This is a genomic window from Brevibacillus agri, assembly GCF_004117055.1.
In the GTDB taxonomy this organism is placed as follows: domain Bacteria; phylum Bacillota; class Bacilli; order Brevibacillales; family Brevibacillaceae; genus Brevibacillus; species Brevibacillus agri.
Window position 1 is genome coordinate 4,795,797 of sequence record NZ_CP026363.1, and the last position, 19,204, is coordinate 4,815,000.

17 protein-coding genes, 1 tRNA gene and 2 pseudogenes (1 of these 20 running past the window's edge) are annotated in these 19,204 nt (G+C 50.9%); 4 read left to right on the forward strand and 16 right to left on the reverse strand.

Features of this window, described 5'->3' with window-relative positions:
* Positions 1–3: 3 nt before the first annotated feature.
* From tnpA to trmL, 4 genes and pseudogenes are all read right to left on the reverse strand, one after another.
* Positions 4–379: pseudogene (gene tnpA, locus BA6348_RS23445) on the reverse strand (IS200/IS605 family transposase).
* A gap of 127 nt (positions 380–506) precedes the next feature.
* Positions 507–665, reverse strand: coding sequence for a hypothetical protein (locus BA6348_RS26910; RefSeq protein ID WP_165328965.1), 159 nt, complete (start codon positions 663–665; stop codon positions 507–509).
* 150 nt (positions 666–815) lie between these two features.
* Positions 816–1,544 carry an HAD family hydrolase gene (locus tag BA6348_RS23450; RefSeq protein WP_005835386.1) on the reverse strand — a complete coding sequence of 243 codons (729 nt, stop codon included), beginning with the start codon at positions 1,542–1,544 and terminating at the stop codon, positions 816–818.
* Positions 1,545–1,618: 74 nt separating this feature from the next.
* Positions 1,619–2,089, reverse strand: coding sequence for a tRNA (uridine(34)/cytosine(34)/5-carboxymethylaminomethyluridine(34)-2'-O)-methyltransferase TrmL (gene trmL, locus BA6348_RS23455; protein WP_122953496.1), 471 nt, complete (start codon positions 2,087–2,089; stop codon positions 1,619–1,621).
* 159 nt (positions 2,090–2,248) lie between these two features.
* On the opposite strand from trmL, the gene BA6348_RS23460 reads away from it, so the two are divergent.
* Positions 2,249–2,956: a ferric reductase-like transmembrane domain-containing protein gene (locus BA6348_RS23460; RefSeq protein ID WP_122953497.1), complete on the forward strand. Its 708-nt coding sequence runs from the start codon at positions 2,249–2,251 to the stop codon at positions 2,954–2,956.
* Between the two features lie 19 nt (positions 2,957–2,975).
* On the opposite strand, the gene BA6348_RS23465 is transcribed toward BA6348_RS23460, so the two are convergent.
* The 4 genes from BA6348_RS23465 to rnhA all read right to left on the reverse strand — a co-directional run bounded on the left by BA6348_RS23465 (position 2,976) and on the right by rnhA (position 6,489).
* The gene (locus tag BA6348_RS23465; RefSeq protein WP_122953498.1) at positions 2,976–3,950 is read right to left on the reverse strand and encodes an amidase domain-containing protein; all 975 of its coding nucleotides are present in this window, start codon (positions 3,948–3,950) and stop codon (positions 2,976–2,978) included.
* A gap of 162 nt (positions 3,951–4,112) precedes the next feature.
* Positions 4,113–4,661 carry a methylated-DNA--[protein]-cysteine S-methyltransferase gene (locus tag BA6348_RS23470; protein ID WP_005835393.1) on the reverse strand — a complete coding sequence of 183 codons (549 nt, stop codon included), beginning with the start codon at positions 4,659–4,661 and terminating at the stop codon, positions 4,113–4,115.
* 173 nt (positions 4,662–4,834) lie between these two features.
* Entirely contained in the window at positions 4,835–6,052 is a 1,218-nt protein-coding gene (gene queG, locus BA6348_RS23475; protein ID WP_026557983.1) for a tRNA epoxyqueuosine(34) reductase QueG, read from the reverse strand.
* The gene (gene rnhA / locus BA6348_RS23480) at positions 6,049–6,489 is read right to left on the reverse strand and encodes a ribonuclease HI (protein WP_007779986.1); all 441 of its coding nucleotides are present in this window, start codon (positions 6,487–6,489) and stop codon (positions 6,049–6,051) included. The genes queG and rnhA overlap by 4 nt, the downstream gene beginning before the upstream one ends.
* Before the next feature lie 158 nt (positions 6,490–6,647).
* On the opposite strand from rnhA, the gene BA6348_RS23485 reads away from it, so the two are divergent.
* A complete protein-coding gene (locus tag BA6348_RS23485; protein ID WP_025847908.1) occupies positions 6,648–7,319 on the forward strand; it encodes a B3/B4 domain-containing protein in 672 nt (223 codons plus the stop codon).
* A gap of 15 nt (positions 7,320–7,334) precedes the next feature.
* Here BA6348_RS23485 and BA6348_RS23490 read toward each other — a convergent pair whose 3' ends face one another.
* From BA6348_RS23490 to BA6348_RS23510, 5 genes and pseudogenes are all read right to left on the reverse strand, one after another.
* Entirely contained in the window at positions 7,335–8,666 is a 1,332-nt protein-coding gene (locus BA6348_RS23490; RefSeq protein ID WP_005835403.1) for a purine/pyrimidine permease, read from the reverse strand.
* Positions 8,667–8,846: 180 nt separating this feature from the next.
* Entirely contained in the window at positions 8,847–9,896 is a 1,050-nt protein-coding gene (locus BA6348_RS23495; RefSeq protein ID WP_005835405.1) for an NAD(P)/FAD-dependent oxidoreductase, read from the reverse strand.
* Between the two features lie 101 nt (positions 9,897–9,997).
* Entirely contained in the window at positions 9,998–11,002 is a 1,005-nt protein-coding gene (locus BA6348_RS23500; protein WP_026557984.1) for an ABC transporter substrate-binding protein, read from the reverse strand.
* Between the two features lie 70 nt (positions 11,003–11,072).
* Positions 11,073–11,928: pseudogene (locus BA6348_RS28130) on the reverse strand (helix-turn-helix domain-containing protein).
* Between the two features lie 916 nt (positions 11,929–12,844).
* Positions 12,845–13,990, reverse strand: a complete 1,146-nt coding sequence (locus tag BA6348_RS23510) for an IS4 family transposase (protein WP_025845287.1) — start codon at positions 13,988–13,990, stop codon at positions 12,845–12,847.
* 211 nt (positions 13,991–14,201) lie between these two features.
* Here BA6348_RS23510 and BA6348_RS23515 point away from each other — a divergent pair, with 211 nt between their 5' ends.
* Together BA6348_RS23515 and BA6348_RS23520 are read left to right on the forward strand one after the other, a co-directional pair.
* Complete coding sequence (locus BA6348_RS23515; RefSeq protein ID WP_148039208.1) at positions 14,202–15,179, forward strand: hypothetical protein; 978 nt, start codon at positions 14,202–14,204, stop codon at positions 15,177–15,179.
* 74 nt (positions 15,180–15,253) lie between these two features.
* On the forward strand, positions 15,254–15,715 hold the full coding sequence (locus BA6348_RS23520; RefSeq protein WP_237716599.1) for a hypothetical protein: 462 nt from the start codon (positions 15,254–15,256) through the stop codon (positions 15,713–15,715).
* 105 nt (positions 15,716–15,820) lie between these two features.
* On the opposite strand, the gene BA6348_RS23525 is transcribed toward BA6348_RS23520, so the two are convergent.
* The 3 genes from BA6348_RS23525 to BA6348_RS23535 all read right to left on the reverse strand — a co-directional run.
* Positions 15,821–17,566, reverse strand: coding sequence for an ABC transporter ATP-binding protein (locus BA6348_RS23525; protein WP_007779997.1), 1,746 nt, complete (start codon positions 17,564–17,566; stop codon positions 15,821–15,823).
* Between the two features lie 157 nt (positions 17,567–17,723).
* A complete protein-coding gene (locus tag BA6348_RS23530; protein WP_051353946.1) occupies positions 17,724–18,551 on the reverse strand; it encodes a helix-turn-helix transcriptional regulator in 828 nt (275 codons plus the stop codon).
* Between the two features lie 593 nt (positions 18,552–19,144).
* Positions 19,145–19,204 (reverse strand) — tRNA-Leu (locus tag BA6348_RS23535) (it continues 22 nt past the right edge of the window).

The following is a 19,204-nucleotide window of genomic DNA, read 5'->3' on the forward strand; positions in this document are numbered from 1 at the left end:
TTTTCACCCCCTTGTTTTCTGTTGTTCGACATATCGCTTTATCGTTTCACTTGATACATTTCCTGCGGTAGAAACGAAGTATGAGCGTGTCCACAAACTCGGCAAATGCCGAAGATGTGGAAACCACTCCTTTCATTTTTGCCATCATATCCGCAGGGCTTAATGATGGGAGTGCGTTGAGAAACATATGCGTATGGTCTTTGTCGCATTCAAGAGCAACAATCACAATTTGCAGTTCCTCACACCCTTCATGTACCAACTCTTTGAAGCGTTGTTCTACATCTGCTTGCAGAAAAATCTTTCTTCTGTACCGAGGGCAGAACACAAAATGGTAGTTTAATAATGAAAGGGTTGTGCTTGTTCTTCTGTATTCGTTCATACACCTATCGTATCAGTTTGTTTTATATACTACAACAGATGAACAACAAAAAAGAGTGGAATTTTCAAATACTTGAAGTACCACAAACCTTCGATTTATTCGTGGTACTCCGTATTTGACCTCACTCTCATCCCGCCCCTAAAGGGGGTGCTATCGCACCGTAGCGGGCTTTCTCGTTCGGAAAATCTGTAACGGTCGTATCCGCCGCTTTTTCCTCTGCACTCGCGACAGAAATTCCGCTGAACAGCAAAGCAGCCATGGCCATAGTCGAAACCATTTTTTTCACGTTGGTTCCTCCTTCTTGTGTACGAAGCGTGATTGCTACGTAAACAAGCCTGCCGCACGACTTTGGGAAAAGTATGTGAAAAAGCAGGCTGCCCCGCTTTTGCGGCAAACAGCCTGCTTGCTCGTTGCCGGCGACGACAGCCAGCGCAATTTATGCTTTGGCAAACACGCCTGTCCGCTCCGTAATCGCCTGATACAATTCCTCCAACGAGCCTCGCTGATCGACCGGATACTGCGGCTCGCCGCGGTCTTCCAGCCAGTTCGTGACGAGGTACGTCTTCATCCCCAGCTTCGACGCGACCATGTCTTCCTGCATGTGGTTGCCGATCATGATGCAGTCGGTCGGCTCCACGCCGAGCTTTTGGCAAATTTCCGCGAAATAGCCGGGATTCGGCTTCGTATAATGCGACTCCTCATAGACGGTCACCAGTTCGAAATCGTCCGCGCTCATGCCGATCCAGGCGAGCCGATGGAAAATCGCATCGCGCGGAAAGACCGGATTGGTGGCGACCGCGACCCGATAGCCTTGCGCCTTGGCCGCATCCACAATTTTTTTGCCCCACGGCGAAGGATAGGTCAGATGGGACAGCGTCGGGAACACATCGCGGTAAAAGGAATCGAACAGCGGCCACACCTCTTCGCGATCCCATTCGCTGTGCGCGGTAAAATATTCGATGAACACCTGTTCATTCGTCTTCTCCGGCTCCTGGCTCATAATCATCGCCTTGGTTGCGTCCCAAATCAGCTTCAGGAGCTTTTCCGTATCGTACTTGTCGCCAACATGGCGGCCTACCTCGACCAAATAGCTTTTGACAAAAGGCTCGGTCTGCATTTCCAGGAGCGTTCCGTCCAGATCAAACAGGATCGTGTTCACAGTCATTTGCGTTCTCTCCCTTTTTCATCGACGCCCTGCTTGTTGTTGCTGCTGTAAGCGAAGGCGTTTGTCATCGTGCCCTAATTCAGCCCCGGAAAACCTAGCTGCCGCAAGCCTTCAAACAAAACGATCGCCGCACAGTTGGACAGATTGACGGAGCGGGTGGCTCCGCTCATCGGAATGCGAATCGTTTGCTCCCGGTACCTCTCCGCCAGTTCCTCCGGCAAGCCGGTGGTCTCCTTGCCCAAAATAATGTAGTCGCCATCGCGAAAGGAAACATCGGTGTACAGCTTCTCGCCCCACGTCTCCACGAAGTAAAACGTGCCTGCTCCCTCTCCCTGCGCCGCGGCAAAATGCTCAAAGCTCTCGTGATGGTGGATGTTCACCGCGTGCCAGTAATCGAGGCCAGCCCGCTTCAAATAGCGATCCTCTGTCGAAAAGCCAAGCGGGTGAATCAAATGCAAATGAGCGCCAGTCGCTGCGCAGGAACGGGCGATATTCCCCGTGTTGGCAGGAATGAGCGGCTCGTGCAAAACAATATGTAGCGGCATATCAGCAAAACTCCTTGTATATGACGAACTTGGGTCCTTCAAATCTCTTCTATTATACATAAACCAACCGCGCCATGACCACCGAGCCAGTGCCTGTAACATGCAGCGGGGCTGTTGCATCTAACGGGAAAACAACGGATGCAAAGGAGTGTCGCTGACATGAATACGCCCCGCCGTCATCTGCTTCGCCTGCTCGCCCACATAATGTCTCTTTTGATCGTCCTGATTGGCGCAGCATGGATGTGGCCTGACTTTTCCGCTTTCCCGGCTATGGAGGCGTGCAGCATGATCGCAGGCTACCTCTCGTTTCTCCTGATCGGTCTCACCCTCTTGATTGGCCCGATCAAGTCGTGGCTGCCCGGACGCTGGACCGCTGCCTGCTTGTCCATCCGCAGAGATGTCGGCATCTGGGCCGGACTGACTGGCATCCTGCATGTCTGTCTCGTGCTGATCCTGTTTGAAGGAGAGCCGAAGCTGTACATGATCTCTGACACCCGGCCTGACCAGACGGGCGGGTGGCTGCGCCTGTTTCTTTATGCGCCTCCCGAGTCCGGCGTATGGCCGATTCCGAACTGGAGCTTTACGGGTGTCGCCAACTACTTGGGAGCGATCGCCTTCATCCTTTTGCTGGCGCTCTTGTGCACTTCCTCTGGACGCGCGGAAAAATGGTTGGGCAGCTCCGCCTGGAAAAGACTGCATCTGGCCAATCCGTGGCTGTTTCTTCTCGTCCTGTTCCACGGCCTGATCTACATTCAATCGATCAAAGGAGAGCCGCACAGCTTCTCCGACCTGCTCGTCTTCGCAGTCGTTGTCTGGTTCGTTCGCAGCCTCTCGTTTGGCCGAACTGTGCTCAAGCGCAGGTGGTAACCTGCAAAGCCAAAGCCGCCTACACTCCGCGAATATGAAAAAACGCATAACGGATGCTGGGCGTATAGGCAGTCGAGTCCTCATACGCCCAGTAGCGCATGCTGCTGTCTGTCGTGTGGGCGTTGACAAGCGGCATCATATTCGCGTCCATCGTGACCACAATCGTATTGTGCTGAAAACGTCCGTCGCCGTTAAAGTCGTAGCAAATGATGTCGCCCGGAACCAGCTCGGCGGCAGACTTTTTGGCGACAGCGCGCATCGGCGGCCCGCCTGATTTCAGCAACAGGTACAAGCTGTGCGCTACCGTCCAGCTATAGCTCCAGTCCGCGCTTTTTCCGGTGCGAATCCACCAGCCTTTGCCACGTTCCTTGGACATCAGCATGGGAATCCCCCCGGCGTACAAGCATTGCGATATAAAATTGGTGCAATCATCGTTGAAGCGCGGGTAAGCGGGATTCGTCGTATTCCAGTACCGTTCTGCATAGGCGACTGCTTTATCCGCCCGATAGCCGCCCGCGCCGTGGACGACGAGCAACGGCTGCGACACCGCCTCTTCAACGGCTGTTACCGACGCCGTGCCCCGCAGCTCCTGTTCCTCTATCCCTTCGCTTTTCTGGTCACCTCGCTGCTCCCGCGTGCCGACAATTCCCCACTGACCTGCCGCTTTGTCCAAACGAAGCTGAAGCATCCGTCTGCTCGCCTCTTCATACGTTTTGTTTTTCAACAGATACCGGCTCTTGCCCGTCCAGACTACCGTGATGTCCATCGCAGCATCCGTCTCCAGCCAACAGACGGGCTTGACCTGGCCGCTCACGCCGCGAAGCGCGGCCCCCCGCTTGCGCATTTGCCGATGGGCGCGATGGATGCGTTCCCATTCTTGTTGCAGCAGCGGCTTTTGCTCCAGATAAAAAGGCAGCAGCCGCTGATGTTGTCCATCCAGAATCGATTGGTGCACGGCATCGAAGTACCGTTGCACAAACGCACGCCATTCCATCCGTCGCTCCCCCTCTTCCCAGCGTTCTATGCCTGGACATGTCGTTCCTTCCGCCAGCTCGCCTCGCGGGGCACGCTCACTCCCCATCCACGAGCTCACCTGGCATCTCACGAAAAGAATATGTCAAGGACAGTGCATTCAGAAGAAAGAAAAGCCATCCGGCTAGCGGACAGCTTGGTTGGAGGTCGCATGGGCAAAAAGCGGCCCTTCCTCGTGCGACAGCAAAAATTCTTTGATGGACAGCCCGCCTCCGTAGCCGACGAGCGCGCCGTTTGAGCCGACAACCCGGTGGCAAGGGATGATTACCGGGATCGGATTGCGATTGTTCGCCCCGCCAATCGCCCGGACCGCTTTGGCCGCTCCGATAGCGATGGCAATATCCTTGTAGGAGCGGGTTTCGCCGTATGGAATATTCGTCAACTCAGTCCACACAGTTTTTTGAAAAGGAGTGCCGTACAGGACGGTAGGAACGTCAAACTCTGTTCGCTCGCCGGCAAAATATTGCTCAAGCTGCAGCTTGGCCTGCTCATTGATCGCTTCGTTTTTCTCCGGAGTGACTCCGAGAAGCGTCTTTTTGCACCAGCGAACAAGGCGCGGCAGTCCTTCTTCCTCGTTCGCAAAGTCGATGTAGCACAAGCCTTCCTCCGTCGAAGCGAGCAGCAGCGGGCCAATTGGCGATTCCATTGTGGTGTAGCCTACTTCCTGTGCCATCGTACATCCTCCCTCTCTCCCAAATATTTTTTAGCGCAGGCTGCCTTGCTATCGCTCGTCCGCTCCCGAAGCGCCAGCGGCTTCAGGCGACTTTTTCCAGAGGTTAGCCAGCCTGTCATACGTCTGTCTGTCACAGCGGCTTTCGCGCTTTTCACCAGCGTACCAGCCTGCGACTAGGGGAGTTGTTCCTGCTGTTCCTGCTGTTCCTGTCGCCGCTGCTTCTCCCCCTGCGCACTTTGCTCCGCCAGCAGCTTCATCCCCTTCGCAATCTCGTCCTGCACCTCTGCCACCTGCTCCGTCTCCTGTGCCCTCACGAGTGCCGCTTCTGCATCGGCTCCCCCGATTTTCCCCAGCGCCCAGGCTGCTGTGCCGCGAATGACCGGACGTGGATCGTTCGCAAGCAGGCGGGCGAGATGAGGAACCGCGGTGCGATCCTTGAAGTGGGCCAGGGCCAGAATCGCGTTGCGCTGAATCGGTTTTTTGCCGCGCCACGATGAAGAAGACAGGCCGAACTTTTCCTTAAACTCCTTGTTGCTCATCTCCAGAAGCGGGATCAAGAGCGGCTTGGCAATCTCGGGATCAGGCTGAAACTCGGGATGATGGTTGGAGTTGATCCGGCGGTTTTTCGGGCAGACGGTTTGGCAAGTATCACAGCCGTACAGCCGATTGCCGATTTTTCCTCTAAATTCGTCTGGAATGAAATCTTTTACCTGAGTCAAAAACGCTACACAGCGCTGAGCGTTGAGCTGGCCTCCCTGCACAAGCGCCCCGGTCGGACAGGCGTCTACACATATGTTGCAATCGCCGCAGCCTTCTTCGATCGGGTGGTCGATCGGCAACGGCAAATTCGTCAAAAGCTCGCCCAGGTAGACCCACGAGCCGAACTCCGGCGTAATCACCGCACAGTTTTTGCCGACGAATCCGACGCCAGCCCGCTCGGCGACAGCACGATCAGACAGCGCGCCCGTGTCTACCATCGATTCGATTTTGGCACCCGGCTCCAGCTCCTGAATGAATTTGCCGAGCTTGTCCAGCTTGTCGCGCAGCACGTGATGGTAATCGACTCCCCAGGCCGCCCGGCACAAAATGCCCCGGTACGCGCCAGGCTCGGACTTGGGCGGATTCTCCAGCTTGGACGGGTAGGCGAGCGCAATCGAAATCAAGGAACGCGCACCCTCCAACAGCAGGCTGGGATTCGTCCGCTTTTCCAAATCCGGCTCCTCAAAGCCTGACTCATACCCCTTTTCCCGGTGCTCGATCAGTCGTTCCTTGAGCGTCAAAAAAGGGTCGGCGCTGGCAAAGCCGATCTTGTCGATGCCGATCTCCTTGGCGTAATCAATGATGGACTGCTTCGTCTGCTCCCAGTAGCGCAAGTCTTGCTCGTCAATCACAGTTGTTTGATCGCTCCCGTCGCCAACTCGTCGCAGCGGTTGTTCCACTTGTTGTCGGCATGTCCTTTTACCTTGACGTACTCTACTTGATGAATATCCATCAGCCGAAGCAGCTCTTTCCACAAGTCCTGATTCTCTACCTGCTGGCCTTTGCTGTTTTTCCAGCCGTTTTTCAGCCAGCCCTTGTACCAGCCCTGCTTGAAGCAGTTGACCAAATACGCGCTGTCGCTGTACAAGGTCACCTTGCAAGGCTCTTTCAACGTGGACAGCGCCTTGATCGGCGCAAGCAGCTCCATGCGGTTGTTCGTTGTATGTGGTTCGGCACCGGACATCTCCTTGATGTGCTGGCCGTACATCAGGACAGCACCCCAGCCGCCCGGCCCGGGATTGCCAGAGCAGGCGCCGTCTGTATAAATCTCTACTTCACGCATTGTCATCGTCTTTGGAAACCTCCTCTGTTGCTTCTATTGTATCGAAGCTTAGTCGCTTCCACAAAAATATTTTGCTATACTACTTGAGAAATCTGTCCTGTTCCAAGCTTTGGCAAAAATAGTCGTTCGCAAGCGAATTTTCTTTATAGAAGGAGTGAATCATGATGAACGTACAACTCGACTCTACCGTGACCGAGCGCCTTCCCGCCTTTTCCCTCGGCATTTTGCAATACAGTGGCGTATCTGTCAGCGACTCGCCAAAAATGCTGCAAGGCCGGATCAACTACTTTGTAGAAAGCTTGCGCCTGGAGCACGAGCTGTCCCGCCTGGCCGAGATCGAAGGCATCCGCGAATGGCGAGCCGCCTTCAAAAAAGCGGGGATCGATCCTTCCCGCTACCGCCCCTCCTCGGAGGCACTGCTGCGCCGTCTGTTGCAGGGCAATCCTTTTTTCTGGATCAACAGCGCCGTAGACGTCAACAACTTCTTCTCCGTCCTGCATGCGCTTCCCTTTGGGATTTACGATCGGCAGCAGCTTACAGGCGACGTCACTTGCCGTCTGGGCCGGGAAACAGACGTGTACGAAGGATTGAACGGTCGCGAGGTCCACATGGAAGGAAAGCTGCTGCTCGCGGACGAGCAGGGGGCCTTCGGCAGTCCGATTGTCGATTCCAAGCGAACTTGTGTGACCGAACAAAGCCGGGACCTGCTGCAAGTCGTCTTTTTCCACGAGCAGCTTTCCACTGAGAAAAAGGACGAAATCATCGGCTCCGTGGGCCGCATGTTTACCGAGATCAACGGCGGCGAGCTGACCCACAGCGCCATCGCCTCGCCTTAATAAAAAGACGGCCCGTCATGCAGCGTGGCCGTCTTTTTGTGTCTGACTGTCAGTTGGCTTGCGAAAAACAACGTGCTCCAAGAGCAAACAGACGATTACCCCGAGCAGCAAGCCGTTGCCGAACAGGAAGCTGACCAGCGCAGGCAGCTTCTGCCAGGCGGCTGCCGGAACAAACATGACGCCAATCCCGATCAGAAGCGAGCTGCCCCCGACCGTGATGGCCCGATCATCCATTTTGACTGTCACGTAATCTTTCAAACCGAACCCGAGAAGCTGCGTGTACGAAATGAACATCGCCGCATAGGCAACCGGAGTCGGCAAAGCCGCCAAAAAATGAGCGACGGTCGGGAGCAGGCCAATCAGCATCATCCCGACCATCGCGAGCATGAAGGGCAGGCGCGACGCCATGCGCGTCGTCTGGATCACGGCGGCAGCCAGCGAAAGCGGGATCATCCCCACGACGCCGCTCACGCCGGAAAGCAGGTGAGACACCCCTGTAAACACCCCGCCACGGTTGTATTGGGAATCGGTCGGCACCGTATTTGTCGCCTTGCCCATCACGACCATACTCGTCACCAGGTTCGTCAGCAGGACAAATCCGGTCAACATGCTCGTCAGGACGACGCCCCAGTCCCAGCGCGGCGTTCCCCAGAAAAAGAAGCTCGGCCACGAGATCAACTGATCCGCAGGCCGCACAGGCTCCGTCCAGCCCAATACGGCGTAAAGCACCCAGCCGCCGACCATGCCAAACAGGACCGCAAAGCTGGAAAAGCGCTTCGTCCGCATGATCCAGACGACCAGCGCCACGATGCCGACGGAAACGAGCGCTACGCCCGGCTGCACCTCTTTGGAATGCTGAAAGCCAATCCCCAGCATCCCGGTCAAAATATTGCTGCACAAAGAAATCGCCAGCAAAATCATATACGTGCCGGATACAAGCGGTGTAAACCATCTTTGCAGCTTGCCGATCCAGCCCAGCATCCCGAAGCCGATAAACAGCAGGCCCGCCAACGCCATCCCGAGCTGAAACGATTGCCCGATCTCGCGCGGCTGCAGCCCTGCACTCGCACCGAGCTGCGCCAAAATGATAAAAATCCCCCACCACAATCCAGCCGGTCCTTCCAGCATCGGATAACGGTGTCCGATCCATACTTGCAAAAGCGAAGCCAGCCCGATGAAAAACATCGTCTGCTGCATCAAATGGCTCATCTCGTCTGCCTGTAACCCATACACGTCCCCGATCATCAACGGAACGGCAACACTGCTGGAGACAGCTACGATCATCCATTGCAAGGCCGAGAGAATGCTCGTGCCCACTGGAGGTCTGTCATACAATCCGTACTTCAAAACAATCCACCTCGTTTTCTTGCCGCCAATCAATCATGAGCTATGCAACTAAATGTCTCCAGTTAAGAATATCATCATCCGGTTTTTCGGCAAACATGCAAAGGGGCAAGAAACTCTCTGCGAGAAATTTCTTACCCCTTATGCTTTGGCCGCCCATGCGGCTTCCGTTTCCTGCAAATACTATTTTATCATTTGCTTAATCAGCTCGCGGTTTCGGCTTTGGAAAATTTCATTGTGGGACGAAACCATTCCGCTGGCATGCGCTTCCGGCTGAATGTACAGCTTGGCTTGGTTGACGGCATTTGCTGCGTCGTGAAAAGCTCCAGCAATCAGATGCACTTTTCCTTCATACGAGATAATATCTCCCGCCGCAAAAATCCCCGGCTCGGATGTAGCGCCGTTTGTCTTGCCGGCCAGGAAGTATTCGTTCGCCATTTCCAGCTTCACCTGGCTGTTCTCCAGAAGCGATCTGTCGCGTTCGTAGCCGTGATTGATAATCACTTCGTCAATCGCCAGCTCCTGCACCTCGCCCGTCACGTGGTTAGTCAGCTCGACCCGCTCAATTTTTTCCTGGTTGGAAGCCGCAATCAGCTTCGTGATCGTCGTGTTGAAGAAGCATGTGGCGGAGCTTTTCAACAGTTGCGTAACTTGTGCTTCGTGCCCGGACAGCGCTTCTTTCCGATACGTCACATACACTTTTTTGGCAATCGGCTCCAGCTCATTGGCCCAATCGACCGCAGAGTTTCCACCGCCCGAGATGATGACGGTTTTGTCCTTGAAGCGCCGCAACGACTTGACGGTATAGCTGAGATTGGATACTTCGAACTTTTCCGCGCCTTCCAAGTCAATTCGTTGCGGCTCCAAAATCCCTCCGCCAATGGCCAAAATGACGGTTTTGCTATAATGCTTCTCGCCTGCCGAAGTGTGCAAAACGAACACGCCTGTTTCGTCCCGCTCGATCCGCTCCACTTTTTGGCCCAAAACGACGGTTGGATCGAAGGTCAATCCTTGCTGAACGAGCTGCTCAATCAGCTTTTCGCCCAGTGTTGGCGTCAGGCCGCCGACGTCCCAAATCATTTTTTCGGGATAGACGTGGACTTTCCCGCCCAGCCTTGGCTGATATTCGATCAGCTTCGTCTTCATTTCTCTCAAACCGCTGTAAAATGATGCGAACAGCCCAGCAGGCCCTCCGCCGATAATCGTGACGTCATACAATTCTTCGTTCGTCATCCGTGTATCTCTCCTTTACTCCCATCCATAATGGGCGCACGCAGCAACAGGGCCCCTGCACAATGCTTGCACAGAGGCGGCTGCTCGATCAGCGACGCATTTTATTTAGCCAAAATATTTTTCACGATCGTTTTCACCCCAAGCTCAATTCCCAACGGTCCGCCCGCGGCAATCGAGCTGTCCAGTGCGTACATATGCCCGTTCTTGATCGCTTGAAGCGAGTTCCAGGCAGAATCGCTCTCCAGGTTTTTCAGGTAGCCTTGCAGCTTTTTGGACGAGCCGCCGATATCAGCGACAAATATGTAGTCCGGGTTCATCGCCGCCAGTCCTTCCAGGGAAATCTGCTCCCCTTTGGTCGACATATCTACGTATATGCTCGGCGGGTTCAACCCAAGGACGCTTTCCTTGCTGAAAATAAACTGCGTGGTAAAGCCCCAGAACTGCTTGTCACCCAGCATAATCACGCCAAACGTTTTGTCGCTGAACGCTTTCAACTGTTCTTTGGAATCGGCAATCAGCGTTTCGATCCGCTTGATTTCATCCTCGGCCTTTTGCTCTTTGCCGAAAATTTTTCCGTACTCGCGCAGCGCGCCTTGCCAGTTGTTTTCATTGCTGTCCACCATTACGACCGGAGCGATTTTCTCCAGCTTGTCGCCGTAGCTTCCATACCGCCCCGAAACCATGATGATGAGGTCAGGGCCGACTTCCAGCAGCTTTTCCAGGTTCGGGCTCGTCATGGAGCCGATGTCGACGATCTGTTTGTCCTTGTACGGAGCGAGCGATTCCCACTCCTGCAAAACATCCAGGTCTGTCGCCGCTACCGGGGCTTCGTCCAACAAAAACAAATGCTCAAAATTGCGGAAAAATAAGAGCGCTACTTTCTCCGGTTTCTTTTCCAGTACAATCTCGCGTCCAAGAGCATCTACATACGTTCTCGGCCATTTTCCCGTTTCCTGATCGGCTTTTTCGGGAGCGGCGCTTTCCTCTTTGGCTGGTGCTGCACTGTTTGCTGCGGAACTATGGTTAGTCTCCGGCGTTCCGGCACAACCCGCTAAAATCCCCGCCAAAAGCGCAAGGGTGACGAATAGTCTCATGAGTGTTTTCATTCTGACTCCTCCGATGTGACTTGAGTTTTGCTTGACCAACTAAGCTACGGTCAGTTTAGCAAAACGCATTTTAGAGAGGAATGGAGCCATCCTGAATTCCATATGGATTTTTCCTGAATCGTCCGCGAAATTCGGCCGGAGACAACCCTACCTGCTTTTTAAAAATGCGGCTGAAATACAAGGCGTCTGCATAGCCGACGCTTTTCGCCACCTCGCCGATCGGCGCGTCGTTCGCCAACAGGCATTCCTTCGCCCGATTCAGCCGATAGGCCATCAAATACTTGCCCGGGCCCGGGCCCATGCCCGTATTTTTTGAAAACGTAGAACAAGCGATTTTCGTTGATGTCGTTTTGCTCCGCCAACGCCCGTACACTAAGCCCATCCATGTAATGCTCATGTATGTAGCTGGATACTTGCTCGAACAGTGCCTGCTCCCCATCGCTGCTCTGGTTGCGTGCACAAACGAACAGTTCCTCCAGGACGCAGCGAAACAACGTCTCCGTCTGAAAGGCAGAAATCCCACCCGGCTCCCTCGAGGAGCGCCAGAGAAGCTCAAGCAGCTCCATCAGGCGCGGGCTTTGTCCCGGAGTGAGCTGAAAATGCGCTCTACTCAAGGAAAATCCGGACGGCTCGGGCGCGCAAACCCGGTATAAAACAAGCAAATACTCCCACTTACTGTTGCCCGTAACCCGCCGATTCAATGGCATACGGGCACCGCCATGCACGACATGTCCCGGCGACAGCGCATAGGACGTTCCGCTGAAATCAAACTCGGCCTTTCCTCTCAAGGGAAAAACAAAGCCTGGGAATGCTTCCGTATAGTCATCGCAACTCATGCCCGGATCGCGCACATAGCGACAGACTTGCTCCACTCGAAAAGAGGTACGCGCAAAATGCTCGGCAAGTATGTTGATATCCATCTTCATTTCACACACCTCCTGCCATCAAGTGCCGTTGCTCCATGCGCTCATCGCCCGCGTCCGCTGGGACGAGTCCCGTTGCAGTCACATAACTTAATCATACTTATATTGATATTGAGAATCATTCTTATTGTTTTTCTCTTTCCTTCTTTTCCTCGCATTGCTGATGTCTGGTTGTCGGCTATAGCACGGGCAAAACAGAGTAGCTATCGCGATTACTCCCCATTCAATTCCAAATAGTAAAGTCATTAAACATAAAGATTCTAGATTGGCTCTATTTTTTGAAACTCTATTTTCAGGCAATCACGAAATACAGAGATTCCTGAAGCAGGGTAAAATTTTTTCAACAATACGAGCACCCTTTCAGCCCTAGTTTCCCCCTCATACACCAATTAACCACGCTTATGTAAAATACCAAAGGGTTCCGAAAGTCGAGATATGTTGGCCGAAAGAGTCGGTCCGGAAAGGAGATGTTTTATAGAAGCGCCCCTGGAGTCCACATTCGTTCCTAGAACAACAAATATACAAAGGCACCTACAATGTGCATATCACAGGACTATTATCCTTTAATTGCTTTAAATCCCTTTGAACAAAATAGTACTTAATGTTCATTTTTTCAATTAATTATATAATTCGACATTTTTTTCAATTACTTTGCTATAAACTAATAATCAAAATAATTCCAAACCAATCTGTTGAATCAAACCAATGAAGATAGGAGATGTTTTCATGAAATCTAAGAAAAGATTATTAAGTGGAGCTCATTAGCGTTGCATAAAAAATGAATCCATCTATTGTCAAATTATTCTGAATGACATTTTCAACTTCACAACCAAAAACGAGAACAGCCAAGCAAAAGGTAGCCACTATCCATTTGGTAGTTTTATACATTTATTACAACATCGACAACAACAAACAACACTTACTTCCTTTTCTGTCGCCCTCTGGATGTTCGTTTGGATTGGTAATCCATTCTGCCTATCCATTGTTCAAAGGTCTGCCAGAGAAACACTTTGAGCCATCTACTGATTTGCAGCAGACTGTGCTGACTGTTTCTTTCCAGCTTTACAAGAAGCAACAAGCAGTAAGCAATGAGAGCGAGAAAAACTTGATTCCAGACCGCATTTTCACTTGTTCCATAGAACGTCTTGATCTTTGCGTGTTGTTTCATCCATTTGAAAAACAGTTCTATTTGCCAGCGCCAACGGTAGATGTCGCTCAATTCTTCTGCTTCTAAGTCGAACCGATTGGTGATGATTCGAATACGATTTCCTTTCGAATCATGCGTTTCAATCAGTCGTAACACATTATCCACCCGTTTTTGTGGCGTTCCAAGAAGGATCATGGAGTCAGATAAAACGGAGCTTTCTGGTGGTACTTTGAAAGTATACAAATGACGAGTTTCCGCGTTATCCTTGAGACGTGAAGCAAAAAAGATGCCCTGATCGGTATACTCATCGAACTTTTCATAATCCACGTACCCTCGATCAAAGACGTACATGGCTCCGATCTCATCAATCAGCGACTCCATTTGGGTGCGGTCATTGGATTTGGCACAAGTTAGGGAAATCTTTTCAGGATAGACATCCTCCTGGCTTGCGAAAACGAGACGAAGATGAATTTTGATTCCTGCCTTTGTTTCGCGAAAGGTTGCCCACTTATACTTTTGCAAACATAATCCAATTGTAGTGGAATCAATGATCTTTATGTGTTTTCGAAGAGAGCAGGCTTTTCCGGAAACGCGTTGAATTTGCTGGACAAGGTCGACAAAAACTTCTTCAAGCAAAGCAGGTTCTACCCGATTGTTTTTTCGACTAAGCTGTGCGGGGCTGATCGATGACAGTCCTAATTCTTGCTGAAATTTCTTTGATAGAACATCGTCAGCAATGGCTCGAAGCCCTTCGCGTTGCTGAAGTTGGGCATGTAAAAATAGGAGAAGATACGCTTTTGTCGTCAGCTTCTTCACGTACTTGTCTTGATCCGTTTCGTCAATTCGTTGTTGAAGTTTCATAATATTGATGGGTGCAACCCATTTACCAAATGAAGAAAATAGGGTATTCTTGTCCATGAGCTATCCTTTGCGTTGGATTTGGACAGGAACTACCTGACCTTTCCAGTGTAAAGGATTTTTTTGTTCCCTAGACAACCAAATACCAAAGATTATGTGTATTTTGAATGATGGGAAAAGATTAATGCAACGCTAGTGAGTGGAGCTGCATTACTTAGTATATGTCTTTCAGCTACTTCCGTATTTGCCGCATCATCAACATGGTCAAATAATGGATCATATGAAAAAACAATATGGTGGAAGCCTTACTCAGGAACGTTTAATGTTACTAAAGATTCATCCTTATCCAAAAATTACAGCACGGATAGATTTCAAATATAGTGCAAATCAGAAAAGTGAGATGATGCGTTATATAAGCTATTACCCAACTTATGATTTTCGTGACGAATCAAAAAATGGGTTTGATGGCTCTTTCATTTCTACAAATTTGCCCGACCCTAAATATGATTACGAAGATGACAATGGTGATGGAAAAGATGATGAATTAGAAGCAGTATCTAGAGACCAATGGAGTATTAGTGCTAACACGAATTACTATGTAACTAGTAGCTTTGGTGTGGTAAATACGACAAATGATCCCAAGGTTTCTTCTTATGCATCAATTAGTGTAGCACCAATTTATCCAGGAGGGGACTACAACACTGTTGCTGGTACAGCCGAACTTCTCGGAGTATTTAAATATAGCCAGTTATCAACTCCTTCATCTGTGTCAAATAGAGAAGCTCTCGTCTTGAATACTGAAATTTTAGCGGATAGAGAATATGATAAAATCAAAACGAAAGGTGATTTAGAGAACTACAAAAACAATGTAAACAAAAGAGTGGAAAGGTTCAAAAGTAACGATGATTACCAATTTGTGATTACATTAAAGAACCCTATGAGCATAGACAGTTTTTACGATTTGGTTTCCGATTATAATTTAGAGGTTTCAGAATTGTATGCCAGAGGTATTGATAGTGAAAAAAATATTGTAACTATCGGCACAAAAACAATTCAACCAGAGGTTTTAGAGAGCATTCAAAAAGAAGCTTCTTATAGCTTCAAGGGTATTATTGAAATTGAAGGTACTGCTAAAGGAAAAGACTTAAAAAAGATAATGAAAAATGATAAAGTTTTTGCTGTAGAAGTGCAAACTGAAGATCAACCAGCATTTGGTTTGTACTGGAAGAAGGAAACTCTCAACAAATGATTACATTTAAAAATAAAGGTCTGCAAAATCATACTGTAGACCTTTACTTTTCCTTTGCGAGAGGAGAAACTTTCATGACGAAAACAAAATCTGGATGGTTACGAACGCTAGTGGAAATAGGGATGATATACGTTTCTTTATACGCGATTGTCTTTCTTATCGGCGTATACAGCTTTACAATCGTCACGGATTTGCCGACTGATCGGGATAAAAACGGATCTGGACTATTTCTAGGCACCCTTGTCAATTGCGTTCCTTTTTTGCTTCTTGGTTGGAGAGCACATTTTTTTCACAATCGAAATATTCATACTGTTGCTATTGCCACCGTAGTTACTTCCTTCCTTTTGGAAAAATTTTTACCTGTCTGTTTCGCGTATGTATTCTCTCCAGCAGACCCGTTTGTACTTCTAAGCGAAGAGCTTCCTTATTATATTTTTGGCATCAATTACATCCTATATGGCACCCTTTTATCGTGCTTATCTTTTTATATTGGCTTGTTTGTCAGGCGATCATTAAAGCAGCATACTGCGTCATAACCTCCAAAAGACCCTTACTGAATCAGCAGGGTCTGTTCGGTTGCAAAAGGACACGTAGAAGGAGCTTTGCTGGCCGCTTCCATTTTTGCGTCTGTATTCATTTTTTTACGGCTTGCTGACAGCCTCCAAGCCATTCCATACCCCAAACTGCGCCTGATACAAGCGGCTGTACACACCGCCTGCGTCGACCAGCTCGCGATGATGCCCCTGCTCGACGATGCCCTCCCCCGTCACCACGACGATTCGGTCTGCATCCTTGATCGTCGCCAGCCTGTGCGCGATCACCAGCGTCGTCCGGCCTTTGGACAGCTCTGCCAACGATTGCTGAATCGCCAGCTCTGTCTCCGTATCCAGCGCCGAGGTCGCTTCATCGAGAATCAGGATCGGCGGATTTTTCAGGAACATGCGGGCAATCACCAGCCGCTGCTTTTGACCGCCGGACAGCTTCACGCCGCGCTCCCCGATCACCGTCTCCATGCCTAGCTCCTGCGCGCGAATAAAGTCATCGAGTCGCGCTCGCCGTGCCGCTTCCCAGATTTCCTCCTCGCTCGCCTCCAGTTTTCCATACAAAATATTTTCGCGAATCGTGCCCGCGAACAGGAACACATCCTGCTGCACAATCCCGATCTGTCGGCGCAACGAATCTTGTGTCACCTGGCGGATGTCCACCCCGTCAATGCTGATCGAACCGCTCTCGACCTCGTAAAACCGCGGCAGCAAGCTGCAGAGCGTCGTTTTGCCCGCACCGGACGGACCGACGAACGCGATCGTTTCTCCTTTGCGGATGACCAGATCGACCTGATCGAGCACTTTTTTCTCTCCGTCATAGCTGAAGGAGACCTGGTCGAAGCGAATCTCTCGCTGAAACGGCTTCATTTCCACCGCGTCCGGAGCATCCGCCACATCCGGCTCTGTGTCCAGCAATTCGGTATAGCGCTTGAAGCCTGCGAAGCCTTGCGGATAACTTTCCACAATGGCGTTGATCTTCTCAATCGGACGGAAAAACACGTTCGTCAGCAACAAAAAGCCGACAAACTCTCCGTACGTAAGCTGTTCGCGAATGACGAACCAGGTTCCGCACACCATGACAAACAAAGTGACAAAGCGCATCATCATGTAGCTGATCGAGCCGTTTTTGGCAATCAGCTTGTAGGAGCTGAGCTTGGTCAGGCGAAAGCGCCCGTTGTTGACAGCAAATTGTGCTTCCTCGTGCTTCTCGTTGGCAAACGCCTTGACGACACGGATGCCACCCACGCTGTCTTCAATGCGAGCGTTGAAGTCGCCCACATCGCGAAACAGTTGGTGGATCGCCTGGGTCATTTTTTTGTTGAAGTACACGACGACCCAGATGATGGCCGGCACAACGATGAAGGTGATAACCGCAAGCTGCCAGTTGATGGACAGCATGAGCGCAAACGACCCGACAAGCGTCATGATCGCGATAAACAAATCCTCCGGTCCGTGATGCGCCATTTCGCCAATCATGTTCATGTCGTTTGTCAAGCGACCAATCAAATGCCCGGTCTTCGTATTGTCAAAAAATCGGAACGACAGCTTCTGAATATGCGAAAACAGCTTGCGCCGCATATCCGTCTCGATGTTGATGCCCAGCATATGCCCCCAGTAGTTGACGATGTACATAAGCAATGTGTTCAAGGCATACAAAGCGAGCAGTCCAAGCGAAGCCCACAAAATCATGCCCCACTTCCCGCCCGGCAGCAAATCGTCGATAAAAGCATTTACCGCTACCGGAAACGCCAGCTCCAGCAAACCGGCAATGATTGCGCAGCCAAAATCAAGCACAAACAACCATTTATACGGGCGGTAGTAGGAGAAAAAGCGTCGAATCAATCAATGGCCCCCTTTTGGCGTTGGGTTCGCTCCTGTCAGTACTGACCCGGCAAGCTTTTGTCAACGCAACTGCAATAATGATTATCAATTTCATCAATAAGTATAGCAATGTGCCTTGTGAAAGAGAATGGCACATTCATGAATCGATATGGATTATTCATGAATCCCGTTGAAACTCGCTCGGGGACAGGCCGGTGTATTTTTTGAAGCGCTTGCTGAAATACAACGGATCGGAAAAGCCTGTCCTTTGCGCCACCTCCTTGATGCTCAATTGGCTGTGCACGATATTCAACAAGTTTTTCGCCTGGTTAAGTCTGTATCTGTTCAAATATTCACCCGGACTAATTTTCAAATGCTTCTGAAACAGGTAAGCGAGCCGGTTGACATTGATCTGGTGCATTTCCGCAAGCCGATTCATGCTCAAGTTTTCCATGTAATGATTATGAATATAATCGAGCAGCCGCTCCAGCAATAGCCGCCCCTCGTCTTGCGCGCGATACAGCACGAGCGAAAACAGCTCGTTCAAGATGCCGTACCACAGCTCTTTTACGCGCAGCTTGTACAAGTCGCCGGGGCTGTTCCAGTACCGCTCAAGCTGCCTCAGCTTCTCCTGCAGCCGGGCGCTCTGCTCGACAAGGTGCAAGCCGTAATGCTGCCCGGCGTAATCGCATGCATCAGCCAGCTCCCAGTGCTTCACCTGATAGAGCACGAGAATGTAGACCCACTTTTCCTCGCCGATCACCTTGCGATCAAACGCCATGTCAGGGCCAGCGTGTACGACCATCCCCGGCTCCATATCGTATCCCGTGCCGTCAAACCACATTTTGGCTCTCCCGGATAGAGGGAAAATAAATGCCGAATGCAGCCCGGTTCGTCCCCCAAAATATTTCATTCCCGGCTGTCGTTCTTCGAGGGATACACTGGTGAGTGTAATGGCTCCCCTGGCGTAATAGTCGATCAACAGACCAACCTTTGCTCTCTCCATTTGCACCCCGCCTTGCTTTTTACTCAAAAGAACCGTTGGATGTAAGCGCGGCATGGTCGCTACCGCATCCAGGAAAAGCTCTGCAACCACCCAGCACATGGATATGCTTCATGCATGGATATGCTTCACGCTTGGCTAGCTTTGGTCACGCACACGCTTCTCCTATCGGCAGGCAAGCGCCAGCCTCGCTTGGTTCTTCTCTCGCTGGTTCTTCTGTTCAGGTGTTGTTGCCAGCGGCTCGCGCTGTTACTCCGCTCGGCGTAGCACCTGGCATTGGAACACATTTTTACTCACAAAATCTGCAATTTACCTCTTGTGAAAATTTCGGTTCTCGTTTATCATAATAGATAATGATTATCATTTTCAACCAATCAACTTGGCCAAACTGTCGAACTCTACAGCTTGGTCTTCTGGCTGCTTGCAGGACTGATTTCTTCATTTCTTGCGTGTAACGAATCAGTCACCTGTTGCATCCGGTTCGCTTGCTTGCTGATCGGCTTCAGGAGATGGAGCGATACATACTGCTTTTCATGTTGATCGTAACAAATAAAATAACCCTAAGGATGTTCATCCTTAGAGCTTGATTTCAGAAATGGTGCCGGTGAAGGGACTTGAACCCCCACGGTTTCCCTCACGATTTTGAGTCGCGCGCG

Coding starts and splice junctions, on each gene's coding strand:
- BA6348_RS23450 (WP_005835386.1), bottom strand. CDS start 1,544: ATGACTGTGAACACGATCCTGTTTGATCTGGACGGAACGCTCCTGGAA.
- trmL (WP_122953496.1), bottom strand. CDS start 2,089: ATGCCGCTACATATTGTTTTGCACGAGCCGCTCATTCCTGCCAACACG.
- BA6348_RS23460 (WP_122953497.1), top strand. CDS start 2,249: ATGAATACGCCCCGCCGTCATCTGCTTCGCCTGCTCGCCCACATAATG.
- BA6348_RS23465 (WP_122953498.1), bottom strand. CDS start 3,950: ATGGAATGGCGTGCGTTTGTGCAACGGTACTTCGATGCCGTGCACCAA.
- BA6348_RS23470 (WP_005835393.1), bottom strand. CDS start 4,661: ATGGCACAGGAAGTAGGCTACACCACAATGGAATCGCCAATTGGCCCG.
- rnhA (WP_007779986.1), bottom strand. CDS start 6,489: ATGACAATGCGTGAAGTAGAGATTTATACAGACGGCGCCTGCTCTGGC.
- BA6348_RS23485 (WP_025847908.1), top strand. CDS start 6,648: ATGAACGTACAACTCGACTCTACCGTGACCGAGCGCCTTCCCGCCTTT.
- BA6348_RS23495 (WP_005835405.1), bottom strand. CDS start 9,896: ATGACGAACGAAGAATTGTATGACGTCACGATTATCGGCGGAGGGCCT.
- BA6348_RS23500 (WP_026557984.1), bottom strand. CDS start 11,002: ATGAAAACACTCATGAGACTATTCGTCACCCTTGCGCTTTTGGCGGGG.
- BA6348_RS23510 (WP_025845287.1), bottom strand. CDS start 13,990: ATGGACAAGAATACCCTATTTTCTTCATTTGGTAAATGGGTTGCACCC.
- BA6348_RS23515 (WP_148039208.1), top strand. CDS start 14,202: ATGGATCATATGAAAAAACAATATGGTGGAAGCCTTACTCAGGAACGT.
- BA6348_RS23520 (WP_237716599.1), top strand. CDS start 15,254: ATGACGAAAACAAAATCTGGATGGTTACGAACGCTAGTGGAAATAGGG.
- BA6348_RS23530 (WP_051353946.1), bottom strand. CDS start 18,551: ATGGAGAGAGCAAAGGTTGGTCTGTTGATCGACTATTACGCCAGGGGA.